This is a genomic window from Cellulomonas sp. P1_G12_2, assembly GCF_056405535.1.
Genome location: NZ_JBFUBX010000007.1, coordinates 24,853 through 42,048 on the forward strand (window position 1 = coordinate 24,853; position 17,196 = coordinate 42,048).

The 17,196-nt window shown below is 72.2% G+C and carries 13 protein-coding genes; 2 read left to right on the top strand and 11 right to left on the bottom strand.

The annotated features are described in order from the left end of the window. Positions 1-9: 9 nt before the first annotated feature. The 7 genes from AC1DXT_RS17850 to ileS form a co-directional block, all read right to left on the bottom strand. The gene (locus tag AC1DXT_RS17850) at positions 10-1,707 is read right to left on the bottom strand and encodes an MDR family MFS transporter (RefSeq protein ID WP_477062644.1); all 1,698 of its coding nucleotides are present in this window, start codon (positions 1,705-1,707) and stop codon (positions 10-12) included. Positions 1,708-1,751: 44 nt separating this feature from the next. Beyond that, on the bottom strand, positions 1,752-2,366 hold the full coding sequence (locus tag AC1DXT_RS17855; protein ID WP_477062645.1) for a TetR/AcrR family transcriptional regulator: 615 nt from the start codon (positions 2,364-2,366) through the stop codon (positions 1,752-1,754). A 72-nt stretch (positions 2,367-2,438) separates the two neighbouring features. Continuing rightward, complete coding sequence (gene dhaM / locus AC1DXT_RS17860) at positions 2,439-3,158, bottom strand: dihydroxyacetone kinase phosphoryl donor subunit DhaM (protein WP_477062646.1); 720 nt, start codon at positions 3,156-3,158, stop codon at positions 2,439-2,441. Next, positions 3,155-3,787, bottom strand: a complete 633-nt coding sequence (gene dhaL / locus AC1DXT_RS17865) for a dihydroxyacetone kinase subunit DhaL (RefSeq protein ID WP_477062647.1) — start codon at positions 3,785-3,787, stop codon at positions 3,155-3,157. Before dhaL ends, dhaM begins: the two co-directional genes overlap by 4 nt. Before the next feature lie 61 nt (positions 3,788-3,848). After that, positions 3,849-4,844 (bottom strand): dihydroxyacetone kinase subunit DhaK, encoded by a 996-nt coding sequence (gene dhaK / locus AC1DXT_RS17870; protein WP_477062773.1) that lies wholly within the window; start codon positions 4,842-4,844, stop codon positions 3,849-3,851. A 188-nt stretch (positions 4,845-5,032) separates the two neighbouring features. Beyond that, complete coding sequence (locus tag AC1DXT_RS17875) at positions 5,033-6,421, bottom strand: bifunctional folylpolyglutamate synthase/dihydrofolate synthase (protein WP_477062648.1); 1,389 nt, start codon at positions 6,419-6,421, stop codon at positions 5,033-5,035. After that, on the bottom strand, positions 6,418-9,639 hold the full coding sequence (gene ileS, locus AC1DXT_RS17880) for an isoleucine--tRNA ligase (protein WP_477062649.1): 3,222 nt from the start codon (positions 9,637-9,639) through the stop codon (positions 6,418-6,420). The genes AC1DXT_RS17875 and ileS overlap by 4 nt, the downstream gene beginning before the upstream one ends. Before the next feature lie 296 nt (positions 9,640-9,935). On the opposite strand from ileS, the gene AC1DXT_RS17885 reads away from it, so the two are divergent. Both AC1DXT_RS17885 and AC1DXT_RS17890 read left to right on the top strand, forming a co-directional pair. Beyond that, entirely contained in the window at positions 9,936-10,598 is a 663-nt protein-coding gene (locus tag AC1DXT_RS17885) for an HAD hydrolase-like protein (protein ID WP_477062650.1), read from the top strand. A 34-nt stretch (positions 10,599-10,632) separates the two neighbouring features. Further along, a complete protein-coding gene (locus AC1DXT_RS17890; protein WP_477062651.1) occupies positions 10,633-11,388 on the top strand; it encodes a MerR family transcriptional regulator in 756 nt (251 codons plus the stop codon). Positions 11,389-11,405: 17 nt separating this feature from the next. Here the strand turns inward: AC1DXT_RS17890 and AC1DXT_RS17895 are convergent, their stop codons facing one another. Genes AC1DXT_RS17895 through AC1DXT_RS17910 form a run of 4 tightly spaced genes read right to left on the bottom strand, consistent with a single transcriptional unit; the run spans position 11,406 to position 17,167 of the window. Then, the gene (locus AC1DXT_RS17895) at positions 11,406-13,217 is read right to left on the bottom strand and encodes an ABC transporter ATP-binding protein (RefSeq protein ID WP_477062652.1); all 1,812 of its coding nucleotides are present in this window, start codon (positions 13,215-13,217) and stop codon (positions 11,406-11,408) included. After that, positions 13,214-15,016 carry an ABC transporter ATP-binding protein gene (locus AC1DXT_RS17900; RefSeq protein WP_477062653.1) on the bottom strand — a complete coding sequence of 601 codons (1,803 nt, stop codon included), beginning with the start codon at positions 15,014-15,016 and terminating at the stop codon, positions 13,214-13,216. The genes AC1DXT_RS17895 and AC1DXT_RS17900 overlap by 4 nt, the downstream gene beginning before the upstream one ends. A 43-nt stretch (positions 15,017-15,059) precedes the next feature. Next, on the bottom strand, positions 15,060-15,824 hold the full coding sequence (locus tag AC1DXT_RS17905) for an SDR family oxidoreductase (protein ID WP_477062654.1): 765 nt from the start codon (positions 15,822-15,824) through the stop codon (positions 15,060-15,062). Between the two features lie 38 nt (positions 15,825-15,862). Further along, positions 15,863-17,167, bottom strand: coding sequence for an aminotransferase class III-fold pyridoxal phosphate-dependent enzyme (locus AC1DXT_RS17910; protein WP_477062655.1), 1,305 nt, complete (start codon positions 17,165-17,167; stop codon positions 15,863-15,865). Between the last annotated feature and the right edge of the window lie 29 nt (positions 17,168-17,196).

Below are 17,196 nucleotides of genomic sequence, written 5' to 3' on the forward strand. Positions count from 1 at the left end.
CGGGTCAGATTACCGGCGGGCGGAGGCCTCGACGTCGTCCGAGGCGGTGTCCCGCTGGGTCGGGAGCTCGTCGTGCGGGGAAGCCGAGAGCTCGTCGACGATGCCGGAGCCCGAGTCCGCGCCCGAGCCGTCGGCCGCGACGGCCTCGCCGCGGGCGACCATGCCGGCCACGTCGGACAGCTTGACCTCGCGCAGGAAGAGCGCGAGCACGAACCCGACGGCGATCACCGGCACGAGGTACCAGAACGAGGGCGCCAGCGCGTTGGTGAACGCGTCGATGACCCCGGTCTTGAGCGGCTCCGGCAGCGCCTGCACCGCTGCGGGCGTCAGGCTGGAGGCCTCGCCGCCCGAACCGGCAGGCGCCCCGGCGAAGACACCGGCCAGGTTGTCCGCCAGCTTCGTGGTGAACATGGTGCTGAACAGCGCCGTCCCGACCGCCGCACCGATCTCGCGGAAGAAGTTGTTCGTGCTGGTCGCGGTGCCGATCTCGTGCGGGTCGACCGAGTTCTGCACGGCCAGCACGATCGTCTGCATGACCAGGCCCATGCCCGCACCGAGCACGAAGATCATGGCGCCGAAGAGCCACATCGACATGTCCCCGGTGATCTGCGTGAGCCACGCGACGCCGCCCGTGGTGATGGCGAGGCCGACCACCGGGAAGATCTTGTAGCGGCCGGTCCTCGTGATCGCGATGCCCGAGCCGATCGCGGTGATCATGACGCCGACCATCATCGGGAGCAGGAGGAAGCCCGACTCGGTCACACCGGCGCCGGTGGACATCTGCAGGAACGTCGGCAGGAAGGCCAGGGCGGAGAACATGCCCATGCCGAGGATGAGGCCGATCGCCGTGGCGATGGTGAAGGTCGGGTTCTTGAACAGGCGCAGCGGCAGCAGGGGCTCCTGCGCGCGGAGCTCGACCATGATGAACGCGGCGATCGAGACGAGCGTGCCGATCACCAGCGCGAGCAGGCCCGGGTCGGACCAGTCGTAGCCCCGGTTGCCGGTCCAGCTGTCCCAGCTCGTGGCCAGCACGAGGCCGGACGTGGCGATCACCATGAAGAAGATTCCGGCGACGTCGATCTTCTTGCCCGAGCGGTGCGTGGGCAGCTTGAGGGTGAACCAGGCCACGGCGAACGCCGCGACGCCGATCGGGATGTTGATCCAGAAGCACCAGCGCCAGTCGGCGTGCTGCGTGAACAGGCCGCCCAGGAGCGGGCCGATGACGGCGGAGATGCCGAACAGCGCGCCCATCGGGCCCATGTACTTGCCGCGGTCCTTGGCGGGCACGATGTCCGCGATGATCGCCTGCGACAGGATCATCAGACCACCACCGCCGAGGCCCTGGACGCCACGCCAGAACACGAGCTCGCCGAACGACTGGGCGAACCCCGCACCGGCCGAGGCCAGCGTGAACAGGCCGATGGCGACGAGGAACGGCCAGCGCCGGCCCCAGAGGTCACCGAACTTGCCGTACAGCGGCATGACGATCGCGATCGCCAGGATGTAGGCGGTGACCACCCACCCCTGGTGCTCGACACCGTTGAGCTCACCGACGATCGTCGGCATCGCCGTGCCGACGATCGACTGGTCGAGGGACGACATGAACATGCCGGCCATGAGGGCGCCGAAGATCAGCCAGACGGTCTTGGGGGTGAGGACGATCAGCGGCTTGTCGGCGGCTGGGGCCTCGGGGGCTGCGATGGCCATGCGGGGAGAACCTCGTTCTGGGGTGTGTGGGCGGGTCGAGAAGATCAGTCGGACAGGATCGAGCGCAGGTCGGTGACCACGGCGGTGAGGTGCTCCTCCGCACCACCGGCACCGCCGGCGGCGTCCCACCGCATGAACGTCGCGTGGGTGAGGAAGAGCAGCGTGGCGCCGACGATCTCCGAGGAGTACGGGGGGTCGTCGCCCAGGCGGCGCTCGACGAGAGCGGAGAGCTGGCCCTTGTGCTGCTCCATCCACGCGAGGTGGCGGGCGAGCAGGCGCGGCTCCTTCGCGGCGAGCTCGAGGGCGCGGGCGAGCCGCTGACGCCCCATCGGAGGGTCGCTGAGGAACGAGCTGACGAGCGCCTGGAGGTCGGCGAGCAGGTGGCCTGTGGGCCCACCGGCAGCGAACGTCTCGCCGGCGGCCGAGTCGAAGGGCCACGGGGTGTGGCCGAGCACCGCGTCGTCCTTGGTCTCGAAGTAGTTGAAGAAGGTGCGGACCGAGACGCCGGCCTCCTCGCAGATCGCGTCGACCGTGACCGCGTCCAGGCCGTGCTCGCCGACCAGCCGGTGGGTCGCGTCGATCAGCACCTCGCGCCGCGCGCGCTTCTTGCGCTCACGCAGGCCGAGGAGCTCGGGCTGGTCGACGGAAGTGTTCTGCACGAGGTGCAACATTACATGCACTGCAACTTTGCAGTGAACGCACCTTTCTGTGCCGTCCCTCACACGGGCGGGTCAGACCTCGCCGAAGCCACCCTCGACCGCAGCGACGAGCGCGTCCCGCGCCTCGGCCGCCTGGGCGCCCTCCGCCTCGATCCGGAGCTCCACGCCCTGCTTGGCGCCCAGCTTCATGAGCTCGAGCACGCTGGCCGCGTTGGCGCCGTTCACCCGGACCTTGGCGTCGTACGCGGCGAGCATGCGCGCGACCACGGCCGCCGGTCGGGCGTGCAGGCCGAGCGGGTTGCGCAGCACCGTGGTGGCCCTAAGCACCCCGTCGCCCGAGGTCGCGGCGGCCTCCGTCGGCGCGGCGGCGGACGCGAACGTCGACCCGGCGTGCTCGGCGGACGCGAGCACGCCCGCGAGATCCGCTCCCCCGTGCGCCGTGACGGCCGCGGCGACCGCACCCTCGACGAACGGCGCGTCCGCGAGCCGCACCCGCGCGGCGACGTCCTCGTCGAGCAGCTCCAGCACCGACTCCGCGGTGAGCACCGCCGAGCCGAGGTCGGTGAGCACGACCGCCGAACGACCGTCCTGCGTCGCCTGCGTGAGCGCGGCCTCCACGGTGTCGTAGCTGGTGCCGAGCCCGCCGTCCTGCATGCCGCCCGCCGCGAGGAGCAGCACGCCCGGTGCCATCTGCTCCGCAAGCTCGACGGCGCCCTCGGCCAGCCCGCGCGAGTGCGAGACCAGGACGAGCGCGACCGGTGCCGGCTCGCGCTCGACGGCCCCGCCGCTCACTCCGCGGCCTGGGCGGCGGCGCGCAGGATGAGCTCGGTCGAGCGCGCCCCGGGATCGAGGTGCCCGGCCGACCGCTCCCCCAGGTAGCTGGCCCGGCCCTTGGTGGCGACGAGCGGGATGGTCGCCTYGGCGCCCTCGTGGGCCGCGTCCGCCGCCGCGCTGAGCACGTCGGCCGGCGAGGCACCGGAGTCCGCGGCGGCGACGGCCGCCTCGGTGGCCGGGGTCCAGGCGTCGACCATCGTCTTCTCGCCCGTGGTCGCCTTGCCGCGCGCCACGATCCCCTCGAGCGCCGCCTCCAGGAGCGCGACGACCCCCTGGCTGTCCAGCTCGGGGACGCCCGTGGCCTTCGCCGCCCGCAGGTACGCGGTGCCGTACAGCGGTCCGGCGGCACCGCCGACCGTGGACATGAGCGTGGTGGCGACGAGCTTGAGCACCTCGCCGATGTCCGCGGGCGCCCCGTCGAGCGCGTCGAGCTTTGCCACGACCGCCGTGAAGCCGCGGGTCATGTTCTCGCCGTGGTCCCCGTCGCCGATCTGACGGTCGAGCTCGATCAGCTCGTCCCGGTGCTCGATGACGGTCTGCGCCGAGCGGCGCACCCAGTCGACCGCCCATGCCACGTCCAGCGTCATGCCCACGCTCCCTCGAGCAAGTCAGATGAGTCCCACGCTGATGCCGACGGTCCTCGTCCGGTCACCAGCGCAGGGCGGTGGTGTGCACGGGGGCGTCCCACAGGGCGGTCAGCTCGTCGTCCAGACGGAGGACGGTCACCGACGCACCCTGCATCTCTAGCGATGTCACGTAGTTGCCGACGAGCGAGCGGGTCACCTCGACCCCCCGCTCCTCCAGCAACGCGCGAGCCCGACGATAGACGACGTAGAGCTCCGAGGCGGGTGTGCCACCCATGCCGTTCACGAAGAGCAGCACCTTCTCACCGCTGCTCAGGTTCAGGTCGTCCGCGACCGGGGTCAGGAGCATCTCGGTGATCTCGTCGGCGCTCGCGAGCGGGATCCTTCGCCGACCCGGTTCGCCGTGGATGCCGATGCCGATCTCGATCTCGTCGTCGGGCAGGTCGAAGCTCGGCTTGCCCGCGTGCGGGACCGTGCAGGCGGTGAGCGCGACCCCCATGGACCGGACGTTCGCGATGACCTTCTCGGCCACGGCGACGACCGCGTCCAGGTCGTCGCCGCGCTCGGCGGCGGCGCCCGCGATCTTCTCGACCGCGACCGTGCCGGCCACGCCGCGGCGCCCCGCGGTGTACAGCGAGTCCTCGACCGCGACGTCGTCGTTGACCACGACGCTGCGGACGGTCACGCCGTCGGCCTCCGCGAGCTCGGCGGCCGTCTCGAAGTTCAGCACGTCGCCCGTGTAGTTCTTCACGATCGCCAGCACGCCCGCGCCCGAGTCGGCCGCCTGGAGCGCCGGGGCGATCTGGTCCGGGGTCGGCGACGTGAACATCGCCCCGGGCACGGCGGCGTCGAGCATGCCGACGCCGACGAACCCCCCGTGCAGCGGCTCGTGACCCGAGCCGCCCCCGCTCACGAGCCCGACCTTGCCGGCGCTCGCCCCGCCCGCTCGTGCGACGAACCACGGGTCGGAGTGGATCGTCACGACGTCCGGGTGCGCGGCACCGAAGCCCTCGAGGGACTCGGCCACGACGGTCTGCGGGTCGTTGATGAGCTTCTTCACTGCAGCCATCCCTTCCACCGGGCACCCACGGCGAGGCCCGCACGTCCGTCGCGGACTTCGGCGTCCCGACAAACCTCACCTTGTTGTCGGGCAATGCGGGCGTCAAGGGGAGGACGTGCGCCGTCGGTGCACATTCGTGCAGAGCGGCGTGCGACCACCCGTGCGTCACCCGGACGGGTGACCAGGAGTCAGGGGCGACCCAGCAGCCGGCGCGCCTCGGCGACCAGGAGGATCGAGCCGGTCACGAGCACGCCGGAACCGCGCTCGACCTCGCTCTCCGCGCGTGACACCGCGAGGTCGAGAGCGTCGTTGAGCCGCTCGGCCACGTGCACCCGGTCCTCGCCGAAGATGTCGATCGCCACCTCGGCCAGGTCCTCGACGTCGAGCGCGCGGGTGTTCGATGCACGCGTGATCACCACCTCGGCCAGCACGGGCTCGAGCAGCGAGAGCATCCCCTCGGGGTCCTTGTCCGCCATCACCCCGACGATGCCGACGAGGCGGTGGAACTCGAACGCCTCCTCGATCGCGGTGACCAGCGCCTCGACGCCCGCCGGGTTGTGCGCGCCGTCGACGATGATCGTGGGGCTGGACCGCACCACCTCGAGCCGGCCGGGCGAGTCCACGTCCGCGAACGCGACCTCGACGATGCCCGGGTCCAGGGCGCGACCACCGGTGAGGAGGGCCTCCGCTGCGGTCAGCGCCAGCAGGGCGTTGTGCGCCTGGAACTCCCCGTGCAGCGGCAGGAAGATCTCCGTGTAGGTGCCGCCGAGCGTCTGCAGGGTGATGAGCTGACCGCCCACGGCCACCTGCCGCTCGCCGACCTCGATGTCCACGCCCTCGCGCACGACGCGCGCGCCCTTCTCGGCCGCGGCCGCGAGCACGACGCCCTCGACGTCCTCCTGCTGGCTCGCCAGGACGAGCGTCGCGCCGTCCTTGACGATCCCCGCCTTGACCGACGCGATGTCCAGCAGCGTGTCACCGAGGTACCGCTCGTGGTCCATCGAGATCGGCGTGATGATCGCGACCTCGCCGTCGGCGACGTTGGTGGAGTCCCACAGACCGCCCATGCCGACCTCGATCACCGCGACGTCCACCGGGGCGTCCGCGAACGCGGCGAACGCCATCACCGTGAACACCTCGAAGAACGAGAGCTGCGGCTTGCCCTCCTGCGCCGAGCGCTGGTCGACCAGGTGCACGTACGGCGCCACGTCCTGCCACACCTCGACGAACCGCTCGTCGCTGATGGGCTCGCCGTCGATGACGATCCGCTCGTTGACGCGGGACAGGTGCGGGCTGGTGAACCGGCCGGTGCGCAGGCCGTGCTCGCGGACCAGCCGCTCGACCATGCGCGCGGTCGACGTCTTGCCGTTGGTGCCCGTGATGTGCACGACGCGGTAGGCCTTCTGGGGGTCGCCCAGCAGCTCCATGACGGCGAGCGTGCGGTCGAACGACGGGTCGATCTCGTGCTCGGGCGCGCGCGCCAGGATGCCGCGGTACACCTCGTCGGCGGCGTCCCGGGCCTCCTTCTCGGCCTGCGTGCGCAGGTGCTCCGATCCTCCGTGCTGACGTGGGCTCATGCCTCGTACCCTCCGGCGTCGACGGCTTCCACCGTGACCTCGAGCTGCGCGACGGCGTCCTGGACCGTGACCGAGACGGCCAGGGTCTCCCGCCCGATGGTGTCCTGGTGCCGCTCGACAGCGGCCAGGTGCTCGGCCGGGACTCCGAGCGTGAGCAGGATCCGGTCCCCCACCTGCAGGCCGGCGGCCTTGCGGGCGTCCTGCACGGCACGCACGACGTCGCGGGCGTAGCCCTCGGCGCGCAGGTCGTCGTCGAGCGTGAGGTCGAGCACGACGAACCCGCCACCGGGCAGGACCGCCGCCGCTCCCCCGTCGGCGCCGACCACCGTCGTCAGCTCGTACTCCGCCGGTTCGAGCGCCACGTCGCCGTCGCCGGTGGTGACCACGACCGCGTCACCCTCCACGCGCCACGCCCCGGAACGCGCGGCCTGGATCACGGCCTGCACGCCCCTGCCGAGCCGCGGGCCGGCGGCCCGGGCGTTCACCGCGAGGCGCTGCGTGATGCCGAAGCGCTCCGCGGTGCCGGCGTCTGCCGTGACCAGCTCGACGCGCTTGACGTTGAGCTCGGCCGCGAGCAGGTCGGCGTACGGCGCCAGGGCGTCCGCGTCGTCGACCGCCACGGTGAGCGTGTGCAACGGCTGCCGGACGCGCACCGCCGCCGCCTTGCGCAGGCCCAGCGCGGTCGACGTGACGGCGCGGACCTGGTCCATCGCGGCCACCAGCTCGGTGTCCACGGTCGCGGCGTCCGGCGTCGGCCAGTCCGTCAGGTGCACGCTGCGCCCGCCGGTCAGCCCGCGCCAGACCTCCTCCGACACCAGCGGCGCGAGCGGAGCCATGACGCGCGTGAGCACCTCGAGCGAGGTCCAGAGCGTGTCGAAGGCGTCGGCGTCCTCGGCCCAGAACCGGTCCCGCTGCGTGCGGACGTACCAGTTGGTGAGGACGTCGAGGTGCTCGCGCACGGTCTCGCACGCGGCCGCGATGTCGTAGGCGTCGAGCTGGGCGGTCGTCGTCGCGACGAGGTCACGCGTGCGCGCCAGGACGTAGCGGTCCATGGGCGCGAGCGTGGCAGCCCGCGCCGCATCGACCGGCGTGGCCGTGTACCCGGCACCGTTGTCCGCGGCGCCGGCGTACAGGGCGAAGAAGTAGTACGTGCTCCACAGCGGAAGCAGCACCTGTCGCACGCCGTCGCGGATGCCCTCCTCGCCCACGATGAGGTTGCCCCCGCGCAGGATCGAGCTCGACATGAGGAACCAGCGCACGGCGTCCGAGCCGTACAGGTCCCACATCTCGACCGGGTCGGGGAAGTTGCGCAGCGACTTGCTGGCCTTGCGGCCGTCGTCGCCGAGCACGATGCCGTGGCACATGCAGTTGCGGAACGCCGGCCGGTCGAACAGCGCCGTGGCCAGCACGTGCAGCGTGTAGAACCAGCCGCGGGTCTGGCCGATGTACTCGACGATGAAGTCGCCCGGGTAGTGGTGCTCGAACCAGTCGGCGTTCTCGAACGGGTAGTGCACCTGGGCGAACGGCATCGAGCCCGAGTCGAACCACACGTCCAGGACGTCGGGGATGCGGCGCATCGTCGAGGCGCCCGTGGGGTCGTCCGGGTTCGGGCGCGTCAGCTCGTCGATGAACGGTCGGTGCAGGTCCGGCTCGCCCGCCTCGTTCGTCGGCACCCTGCCGAAGTCCGCCTCCAGCTCGGCCAGCGAACCGTACACGTCGACGCGCGGGTAGGACGGGTCGTCCGACACCCACACGGGGATCGGCGTGCCCCAGTAACGGTTGCGGCTGATCGACCAGTCGCGTGCGTTCGACAGCCACTTGCCGAACTGGCCGTCCTTGATGTGCTCGGGGGTCCAGGAGATGTCCTGGTTGAGCTCGACCATGCGGTCGCGGAAGTCGCTCACGCGCACGAACCAGCTGGTCACCGCCTTGTAGATCAGCGGGTTCCGGCAGCGCCAGCAGTGCGGGTAGGAGTGCTCGTAGGTCTCGTGGCGCACGAGGACGCTGCGCTGGTCCTCCGCGACTCGGGCCAGCGGGCCGGTGCCGGCCTTGAGGTCCGCGATGATCGGCTTGTTGGCGTCGAACACCAGCTGCCCGACGTAGTCCGGCACCTCGGTGGTGAACAGGCCCTTGGAGTCGACGGGCACGACGGGCGCGATGCCGACGGCCTCGCACGCGACCATGTCGTCCTCACCGAACGCGGGCGCCATGTGCACGATGCCCGAGCCGTCCTCGGTGGTGACGAAGTCGCCGAGCAGCACCTGGTGGGCGTTCTCGCGGCCGACGAAGTAGTCGAACGCGGGCGTGTAGCGGCGGCCTGCGAGCTCCCGTCCCTTGACGGTGGCCACGACCGTGGCCTCCCCGAGCTCCTTGGCGTAGGCGCCCAGGCGCGCGGCCGCGAGCACCACGAGCTCGCCCGCGAGCGCCGAGCCGGGTCCCGGCTCGACGGTCACGTAGTCRACGTCCGGGCCGACCGCGATCGCGAGGTTGCTCGGCAGGGTCCACGGGGTCGTCGTCCAGATGAGGGCCAGCTCGCCGGTCTCCAGGCGCAGGCCTACCGTCAGCGCGGGGTCCTGGCGCGACTGGTAGACGTCGTCGTCCATCCGCAGCTCGTGGTTGGAGAGCGGGGTCTCGTCGCGCCAGCAGTACGGCAGCACGCGGTAGCCCTCGTACGCCATGTCCTGGTCGTACAGGCGCTTGAACGCCCAGATGACCGACTCCATGAACGTGACGTCGAGCGTCTTGTAGTCGTGGTCGAAGTCGACCCAGCGCGCCTGGCGCGTCACGTACTCGCGCCACTCCCCCGTGTACCGCAGCACCGACTCGCGGCACGCCTGGTTGAACGCGGCCAGGCCCATCTCCTCGATCTGGGAGGTGTCGGTGATGCCGAGCAGGCGCTGCGCCTCGAGCTCGGCGGGGAGCCCGTGGGTGTCCCAGCCGAACCGGCGCTCGACGCGGTGCCCGCGCATGGTCTGGTAGCGCGGCACGACGTCCTTGGCGTACCCGGTGAGCAGGTGGCCGTAGTGCGGCAGGCCGTTGGCGAACGGGGGGCCGTCGTAGAAGACGTACTCGTTGCTGCCGTGCTCGCCGGCCTCGCGGGCGTCGATGGACGCCTGGAACGTGCCGTCGGCCTCCCAGTAGGCGAGCACGTCCTTCTCGAGGGACGGCAGGTCCGGGGATGCGGGAACGTCGGACTGGCGGTGCAGCGGGTAGGCCACCGTGCGGCTCTCCTGTGGTCGGCACCCGGTGGGGTGCGTCGCTCTCGGCTGCGAGGACGATGGGACCCGGACCGGCCGGGCTCTACCGCGGTACCACCTCGCTTGCCGGCTCCCCTGGCGGGTCGTCGACCACTTCGTGAGGGCTGTGACGGGCCTACCCGTCCGGTTCTACTGGGGTGCTCGCGCACCTGTTCTTCCGGAGGCTCACCGGTGATGGCCGGGTCGACGCCTGTGCGGCCCAGGGTAACGCAGACGCCGGTGCGAGGCCGTCCTGCTTTTCCGGGCATCATCGACCGGTGACCTCTCCCCTCGTCCTCCTCGACCTCGACGGCACGCTGACCGACTCGGCTCCCGGCATCACCGCGGCGATCGCCACCACCTACCGGACGCTCGGCCTCCCCGTGCCGTCGCCGGAGGAGCTCCGCTCGTTCGTCGGGCCGCCGATCACGGAGAGCTTCTCCGCGCACGGGGTCCCGCAGGGCCGGGTGGCCGAGGCGGTCCGGGCGTACCGGGAGGTGTTCGTCGACGGGATGATCCGCGACAACCGCGTGTACGACGGCATCCCCGACGTGCTCACGCAGCTGCGGGCGGGCGGTCTGCGGCTCGTCGTCGCCACCTCGAAGCCCGAGATCTACGCCCGCCCGATCTGCGACGCGTTCGGGCTCACCGCGCTCGTCGACGGCGTGTTCGGCGCCCCCGTGGACGAGTCGACGTCGACCAAGGCGGACGTCATCGCGGCGGCGCTGGCCGCGAACCCGGACGCGCACCCGCTGGTGATGGTGGGTGACCGGGAGCACGACGTGCACGGCGCCCAGGTGCACGGCATCGAGACGATCGGGGTGACCTGGGGCTACGCCGCGACGGGCGAGCTGGTCGCGGCCGGCGTCGCCGAGCTGGTCGACACGCCGTCCGAGCTGACCGGCGCCGTGCTCCGCAGACTGGTCGCCGCGACCGCTTGACCTTGACGCTGCGTCAACTCCTACCGTGGACGGCATGGAGGCATCGATCCAGGAGGTGGCCCGGCTGACGGGCACCACCAGCCGCACCCTGCGGCACTACGACGCGATCGGGCTGCTCGAGCCCAGCCGCGTCGGCGACAACGGGTACCGCTGGTACGACGACCAGTCGCTGGTCCGGTTGCAGCGGATCCTCCTGCTGCGCCGCCTCGGGCTCGGGCTGCCGGACATCCGGCGCGTGCTCGAGCGGGAGCAGGACGAGACCACCGCGCTGCGCCACCACCTCGAGTGGCTGCGCAGCGAGCAGCGTCGGCTGGAGCGGCAGGCCGCCTCGGTCGAACGGACCATCACCGCACGACAGAACGGAGGGCCGCTCATGGCCGAGGACATGTTCGACGGGTTCGACCACACCGAGCACAAGGAGGAGGTCGAGCGTCGCTGGGGCGCCGACGCGTACGCGACGTCGGACGCCTGGTGGCGTGGGATGACCGATGCCGAGAGGGCGGAGTGGAAGGCGACGACCGCACGGCTCGCCACCGAGTGGGGCGCCGCGGCGGCCGCGGGTGCGGACCCCACGTCCGAGGAGGCACAGGAGCTCGCGGCACGGCACGTCGCGTGGCTCGGCAGCATCCCGGGGACGCCGGGGCACGGGTCGACCCCCGTCAAGGACTACGTGGTCGGGCTCGCGGAGATGTACGTGGCCGACCCGCGGTTCGCGGAGAACTACGGCGGCGAGCAGGGGGCGACGTTCGTCCGCGACGCGCTGCACGAGTACGCCGCGCGCCACCTGTAGGGACCAGGCAGCGCTCGCTACGTCGTCCGGCGCAGCGAGCGCTGCCAGTCGGCGTGCAGGTCCGCGAACCGACCGCCGGCCGCGACCAGCGCGTCCGGTGCTCCGTCCTCCACGATCCGGCCGCCCTCGATCACCAGCACGCGGTCCGAGCCCATGACCGTGGAGAGCCGGTGCGCGATGACGACCGACGTGCGGTCGGCGAGCAGGGTCTGCAGACCGCGCTGCACCAGTGCCTCGCCCGGCACGTCCAGCGAGCTGGTCGCCTCGTCCAGGATCAGCAGCGCGGGATCGGCCAGGAACGCGCGCGCGAACGACACCAGCTGGCGCTGGCCGGCCGAGAGCCGCACCCCGCGCTTGTCCACCTCGGTGGCGTACCCGTCGGGCATGGACGCGATGAGGTCGTGCACACCGACCGCACGAGCGGCCGCCTCGATCTCCGCGGACGTGGCCTCGGGCTTGCCGAGCGCGATGTTCGCCCCGACCGATCCGGAGAACAGGTACGCCTCCTGCGTCACCATGACGACCGCCCGGCGCAGGTCGCCCGGGTCGATGTCGCGCAGGTCCAGGCCGTCGAGTCGGACCGCCCCCGCGCGCACGTCGTAGAACCGCGCGAGCAGCTTGGCGATGGTCGACTTGCCCGCACCGGTCTCCCCCACCAGCGCGATCGACTGCCCGGACGGCACGTGCAGGTCGACGTGCGGCAGGACCGTCGGACCGGTGCCGTAGCCGAACTCGACGTCCTCGAACCGGACGTCGCCCCGGGCGTGCGGCAACCGTGTCGGACGGACCGGCTCCGGCACGGTCGGCTCCTCGGCCAGAAGCGACGCGACCTTCTCGAGCGCGGCCGTCGCCGACTGGAAGGAGTTGTAGAACATCCCGATCTGCGCGAGCGGGTTGAAGAACCGCCGCGCGTAGAGGACGGCCGCGACGAGCACCCCGACCTCGAGCCCGCCGTCGAGCGCCCGCAGGCCCCCGACGAGCAGCACGGTCGCGACCGTGACGTTGCCGATGAGCACGAGGCCGGTGTCGAAGACGCCGTTGAGCCGGATCGACCGCGCGTTCGTCTCCCGGTAGTCCTCCGCGAGCTCCCCGTAGACACCGCTGACCTGGGGCTCCCGGCGGAACGCCTGGACCGCGCGGATGCCCGTCATGGTCTCCACGAACCGCACGATGAGCCGGGCGGCCGCGGTCCGCTGCTTGCGGTACTGGACCTGCGAGCGCACCTGGAACCAGCGCGTGAGGATGACGCCGGGCACCACGGCGATGAGCAGGACCAGCCCGCTGCGCCAGTCGAGGAGGACCAGGGACACGGCCGTGAACAGCATGGCCAGCACACCGGACGCCAGCGTGGTGACGCCGCCGTCGAGGAGCTCGCGGAGGGCGTCCACGTCGGAGGTCTGCCGGGAGATGATCCGGCCCGACGTGTACCTCTCGTGGAACTCCAGGCTGAGCCGCTGGGTGTGCCGGAACACCCGGCGCCGCAGGTCCAGCAGCATGGTCTGGCTCACGCGGGCCGACGCCCGGACCGTCGCGGCGGTGAGCAGCCCGCCCAGCAGCGCGGCCGCGAGGTACGCGGCCGTCGCCAGGGTGATCGGCCGCGCGTCGCCGGCCGTCAGGGCCGGGAGCGCCTGGTCGATCCCGTACGCGACGAGCGCCGGGCCGGCCACGGCGGCCAGCTGCGAGCCCACGACCAGTGCCGCGGTCGCCCACGCCGCCCGCGCGACGGGCCGCAGCAGCGACCGGAGCAGACCGAGCGACCGCCGCCGGATGCGCCGCGACTCCTCGCGGCCGGTCTCGACACCGTAGGCCTCCGAGGTCACGGCGCTCACGGCCGCACCTGCGCGAGCTCGTCGGTCTCCGCCTCGTCCAGCGCCGACAGCGCCGTGAGCACATACCGGTAGTGCGGGTGGGTCGAGAGCAGGTCTGCGTGCCGGCCGACCCCCGTGATCCGCCCGTCCTCGAGCACGGCCACGCGGTCCGCCAGCGCGACGGTTGACGGGCGGTGCGCGACGACGAGCGTCGTGGTGCCGGTGAGCATCTCGCGCAGCCGGACCGTGACCGCCGCCTCCGTGGTGACGTCGAGCGCCGAGAGCGGGTCGTCGAGCAGGAGCACCCGCGGTCGGACGGCGATCGCGCGCGCCAGGGCGACGCGCTGGCGCTGACCGCCCGACAAGCTCAGCCCTTCCTCGCCGATCACGGTGTCGAGCCCGTCGGGCAGGTCGTAGGCGAACCCCGCGCGGGCGACCTCGAGGGCCTCGCGCACCAGGTCGTCGGCCGCAGCGCCGGTGAGGTCCGTGCCGAGCAGGACGTTCTCGCGCACGGACGCCGAGAACAGGATCGGGTCCTCGAACGCGATCGACACGGCCGAGCGCAGGTCGGCGCGCGTGAGGTCGCGGACGTCCACGCCGTCGATCCGCACGCTGCCCGCGGTGACGTCGTACAGGCGCGGGACGAGCTGAAGCAGGGTCGTCTTGCCGCTGCCGGTGAGCCCGACCAGGGCCATCGTCTCCCCCGGCTCGAGCACCAGGTCGATGCCCGCGAGGATGTCCGAGCCGCCGCGCGGGTGGACGAAGTGCACGCCCGAGAGCTCGACGCGCGAGCCGGCGGGGTCCGCGACCGGCAGCGCCACCGGCGTCCCTGGGTCCTGGACGGTCGACCCCGTGTCCATCACCTGCAGGTACCGGTCGGTCGCGGCCTTCGCGTCCAGCGTCATCGCGAGCAGCATGCCGAGCCGCTCCACCGGGCTGTTCACCACGGCCGCGGTGGCGAAGAACGCGACGAGCGCGCCGACGCTGAGCTCGCCGCGGGACGTGAGCACGACGCCGATCCCGAGGGAGACCGCGAGGATCGCCTCCGGGATGGCCCCGAGCGCGAACGAGACGCGTGAGAGGGTCCTGGCCTTGTGCACCTCGGTGGTCCGCAGCTCGTCCGCCTGCCGCGCGAAGTCGTCCAGCGCGTCGTCGCCACGGCCGAAGGCCTTGAGCACGCGGATGCCGTGCACCGACTCCTCGACGGTCGTGGCCAGGTCCCCCGCCTGGTCCCGGGCCTGCCGGGCGACCACCTTGTAGTCCTGGCGGAACCGGAAGCCGAGCCAGATCATGGGCGCCGCGCCCACCAGGTACACGAGGCCGAGCACCCAGCTGGTGGCGAGCATGAGCCCGACGCCGACGATCACGGTCGTGGCGCTGACCAGCAGCATCACCAGGCCGAAGACCGTCCAGCGCCGGATCGTGCCGAGGTCCGACATGATCCGCGACAGCAGCTGCCCGCCGGACCACCGGTCGTGGAACTCGACCGGCAGGTCGAGCAGGTGCCGGAACAGGTCGGTGCGCATGTCCCGCTCCACCGACGTGCCCGGCGCGAGGATCAGGGCGCGGCGGCACCAGACGAGGAACGCCTCCAGCAGCCCGAGCCCGAGGATCGCCAGGGCCCCCAGGACCACCCCGCGCTCCGACCCCTCGCTCAGCAGCGGACCGTTGACGATCACGCGCAGCACCTGCGGGACCGCGAGCGCGAGCAGGCTGGCGCCGAGCGCGGTCAGGCCACCGAGCGCGATGCGCGGGAGCGCCGGCCGCGCCCAGCGGTGCAGGCGCAGGAGTACCCGGGTGGTGGATTCTGGGGAGGGCACCGCTCCACCCTACGTACGCCCTCTGACAGTTGCCCGACCGATCTCACACGCCGGTGCGGGCCACCTTGTTGTTGCTGGCCTGCGCGCGCGGACGGACCACCAGGAGGTCCACGTTGACGTGCGCGGGACGGCTGAGCGACCACGCGATGGCGTCGGCGATGTCGTCCGCGACCAGGGGCTCGTACCCGGCGTAGACCGCCGCTGCCCGCTCGCTGTCCCCGTCGAAGCGGACCATGGAGAACTCCTCGGTGGCCACTGCGCCGGGCGCGATCTCGATGATCCGGATGGGCTCGCCGAGGATCTCCCAGCGCAGCGTCGTGGCGAGCATGCGCTCCGCGTGCTTGGCCCCGACGTACCCGGCGCCGCCCTCGTAGGTGCCGTGCGCCGCGGTCGAGGTGACCACGACGATGTCCCCGCCGTCGCCCGCCCGCAGCTGCGGGAGCATGGCCTGCGTGACGCGCAGCGTGCCCAGCACGTTGAGCTCGTACATCTGCCGCCAGTGCGCCAGGTCGGCCGACTCCACGGGGTCGAGCCCGAACGCGCCGCCCGCGTTGTTCACGAGCACGTCGAGCGGGCCACCGTCGGCCACCTGGGCCGCGAGGCGCGCGACGTCCGCGTCGTCGGTGACGTCCGCGACGATCGTGTCCGCCCCGGTCTCCTGCGCCAGGGCGCTCAGACGGTCGGCGCGGCGGGCGGTCGCGACGACGTCCCAGCCCTCCGCGCGCAGGCGGCGGACGGTCGCGGCGCCGATCCCGGAGGACGCCCCCGTGACGAGGGCGCGACGGGGTCGGGGCGTGGCTGTGCTCATGCAGGAACTCCAGTGCTGGTGTCGGACTGGGCAGAAGGCTAGGCGACCTCGGCGAGCACCTCGGTCAGGAGGGCGAGCCCGGACGCGGCCTCGTCGGGGGTGACGACGCAGGGCGGGACGACGTGCACGCGGTTGTCCGCGAGGAACGGGAGCAGCCCGCGGGCGAGCGCCCCGGCCTTGATGCGACCCATGAGGGCGGCGTCGACAGGCTCGCGGGTCTCCTGGTCCTTGACCAGCTCGACGGCCCAGAACACCCCGAGCCCGCGTACCTCGCCCACGAGCGGGTTCTTCTCGGCCAGCTCGGCGAGCCCCGGTCCGAGCACGTCGCGCCCGATGGCGTCGGCGTTCTCGACGATGCCCTCCTCCGCCATGGCGTCGAGCGCCGCGACGATCGAGCCCATCGCGAGCGGGTGCCCCGAGTAGGTGAGCCCGCCGGGGAACACCCGGTCGTCGAACGTCGTCGCGATCGGCTCGCTGAGGATCACGCCGCCCGCGGGCACGTACCCGGAGTTCACGCCCTTGGCGAAGGTGATGAGGTCCGGGACCACGTCGAACGAGTCGAACGCGAACCACTGGCCCGTGCGGCCGAACCCCGCCATGACCTCGTCGAGGATGAGCAGGATGCCGTACCGGTCGGCGATCGCGCGCACGCCGGCCAGGTACCCCGGCGGCGGCACCAGCACACCGGCCGTGCCCGGGATGGTCTCCAGGAGGATCGCCGCGACCGACGTCGGACCCTCGGCCTGGATCACTCGCTCCAGGTGGTGCAGGGCGCGCTCGCTCTCCTGCTCCGGCGTGGTCGCCCAGAACTCCGAGCGGTACAGGTACGGGCCGAAGTGGTGCACGTGCGCGCGGGCGTACTCGTTGGGCACGCGCCGCCAGTCCCCCGTCGCCACCACGGCCGCCCCGGTGTTCCCGTGGTACGACCGGTAGGCCGACACCACCTTGTCGCGGCCGGTGTGCAGGCGGGCCATGCGGATCGCGTTCTCGTTGGCGTCAGCGCCGCCGTTGGTGAAGAACACCGACGAGAACCCCGCCGGCGCGTGGCTCAGGATCTTCTCGGCGGCGCGCCCGCGCGTGAGGTTGGCGGTCGCCGGCGCCACGGTGGTGAGCGTCGCAGCCTGCTCCTGGATGGCCGCGACCACCTTGGGGTGCTGGTGCCCGATGTTGGTGTTCACCAGCTGGCTGGAGAAGTCCAGGTACCTGCGGCCCGCGTGGTCCCACACGGTCGACCCGAGCCCGCCCGCGATGACCAGCGGGTTCAGGTGCGCCTGCGCCGACCACGAGTGGAAGACGTGGTCGCGGTCGAGACGCAGCGCGGTGGCGTCGTCGTCGGTGCTCATGGTGCCTCTCCTTGGTGGTGCGGACCGCG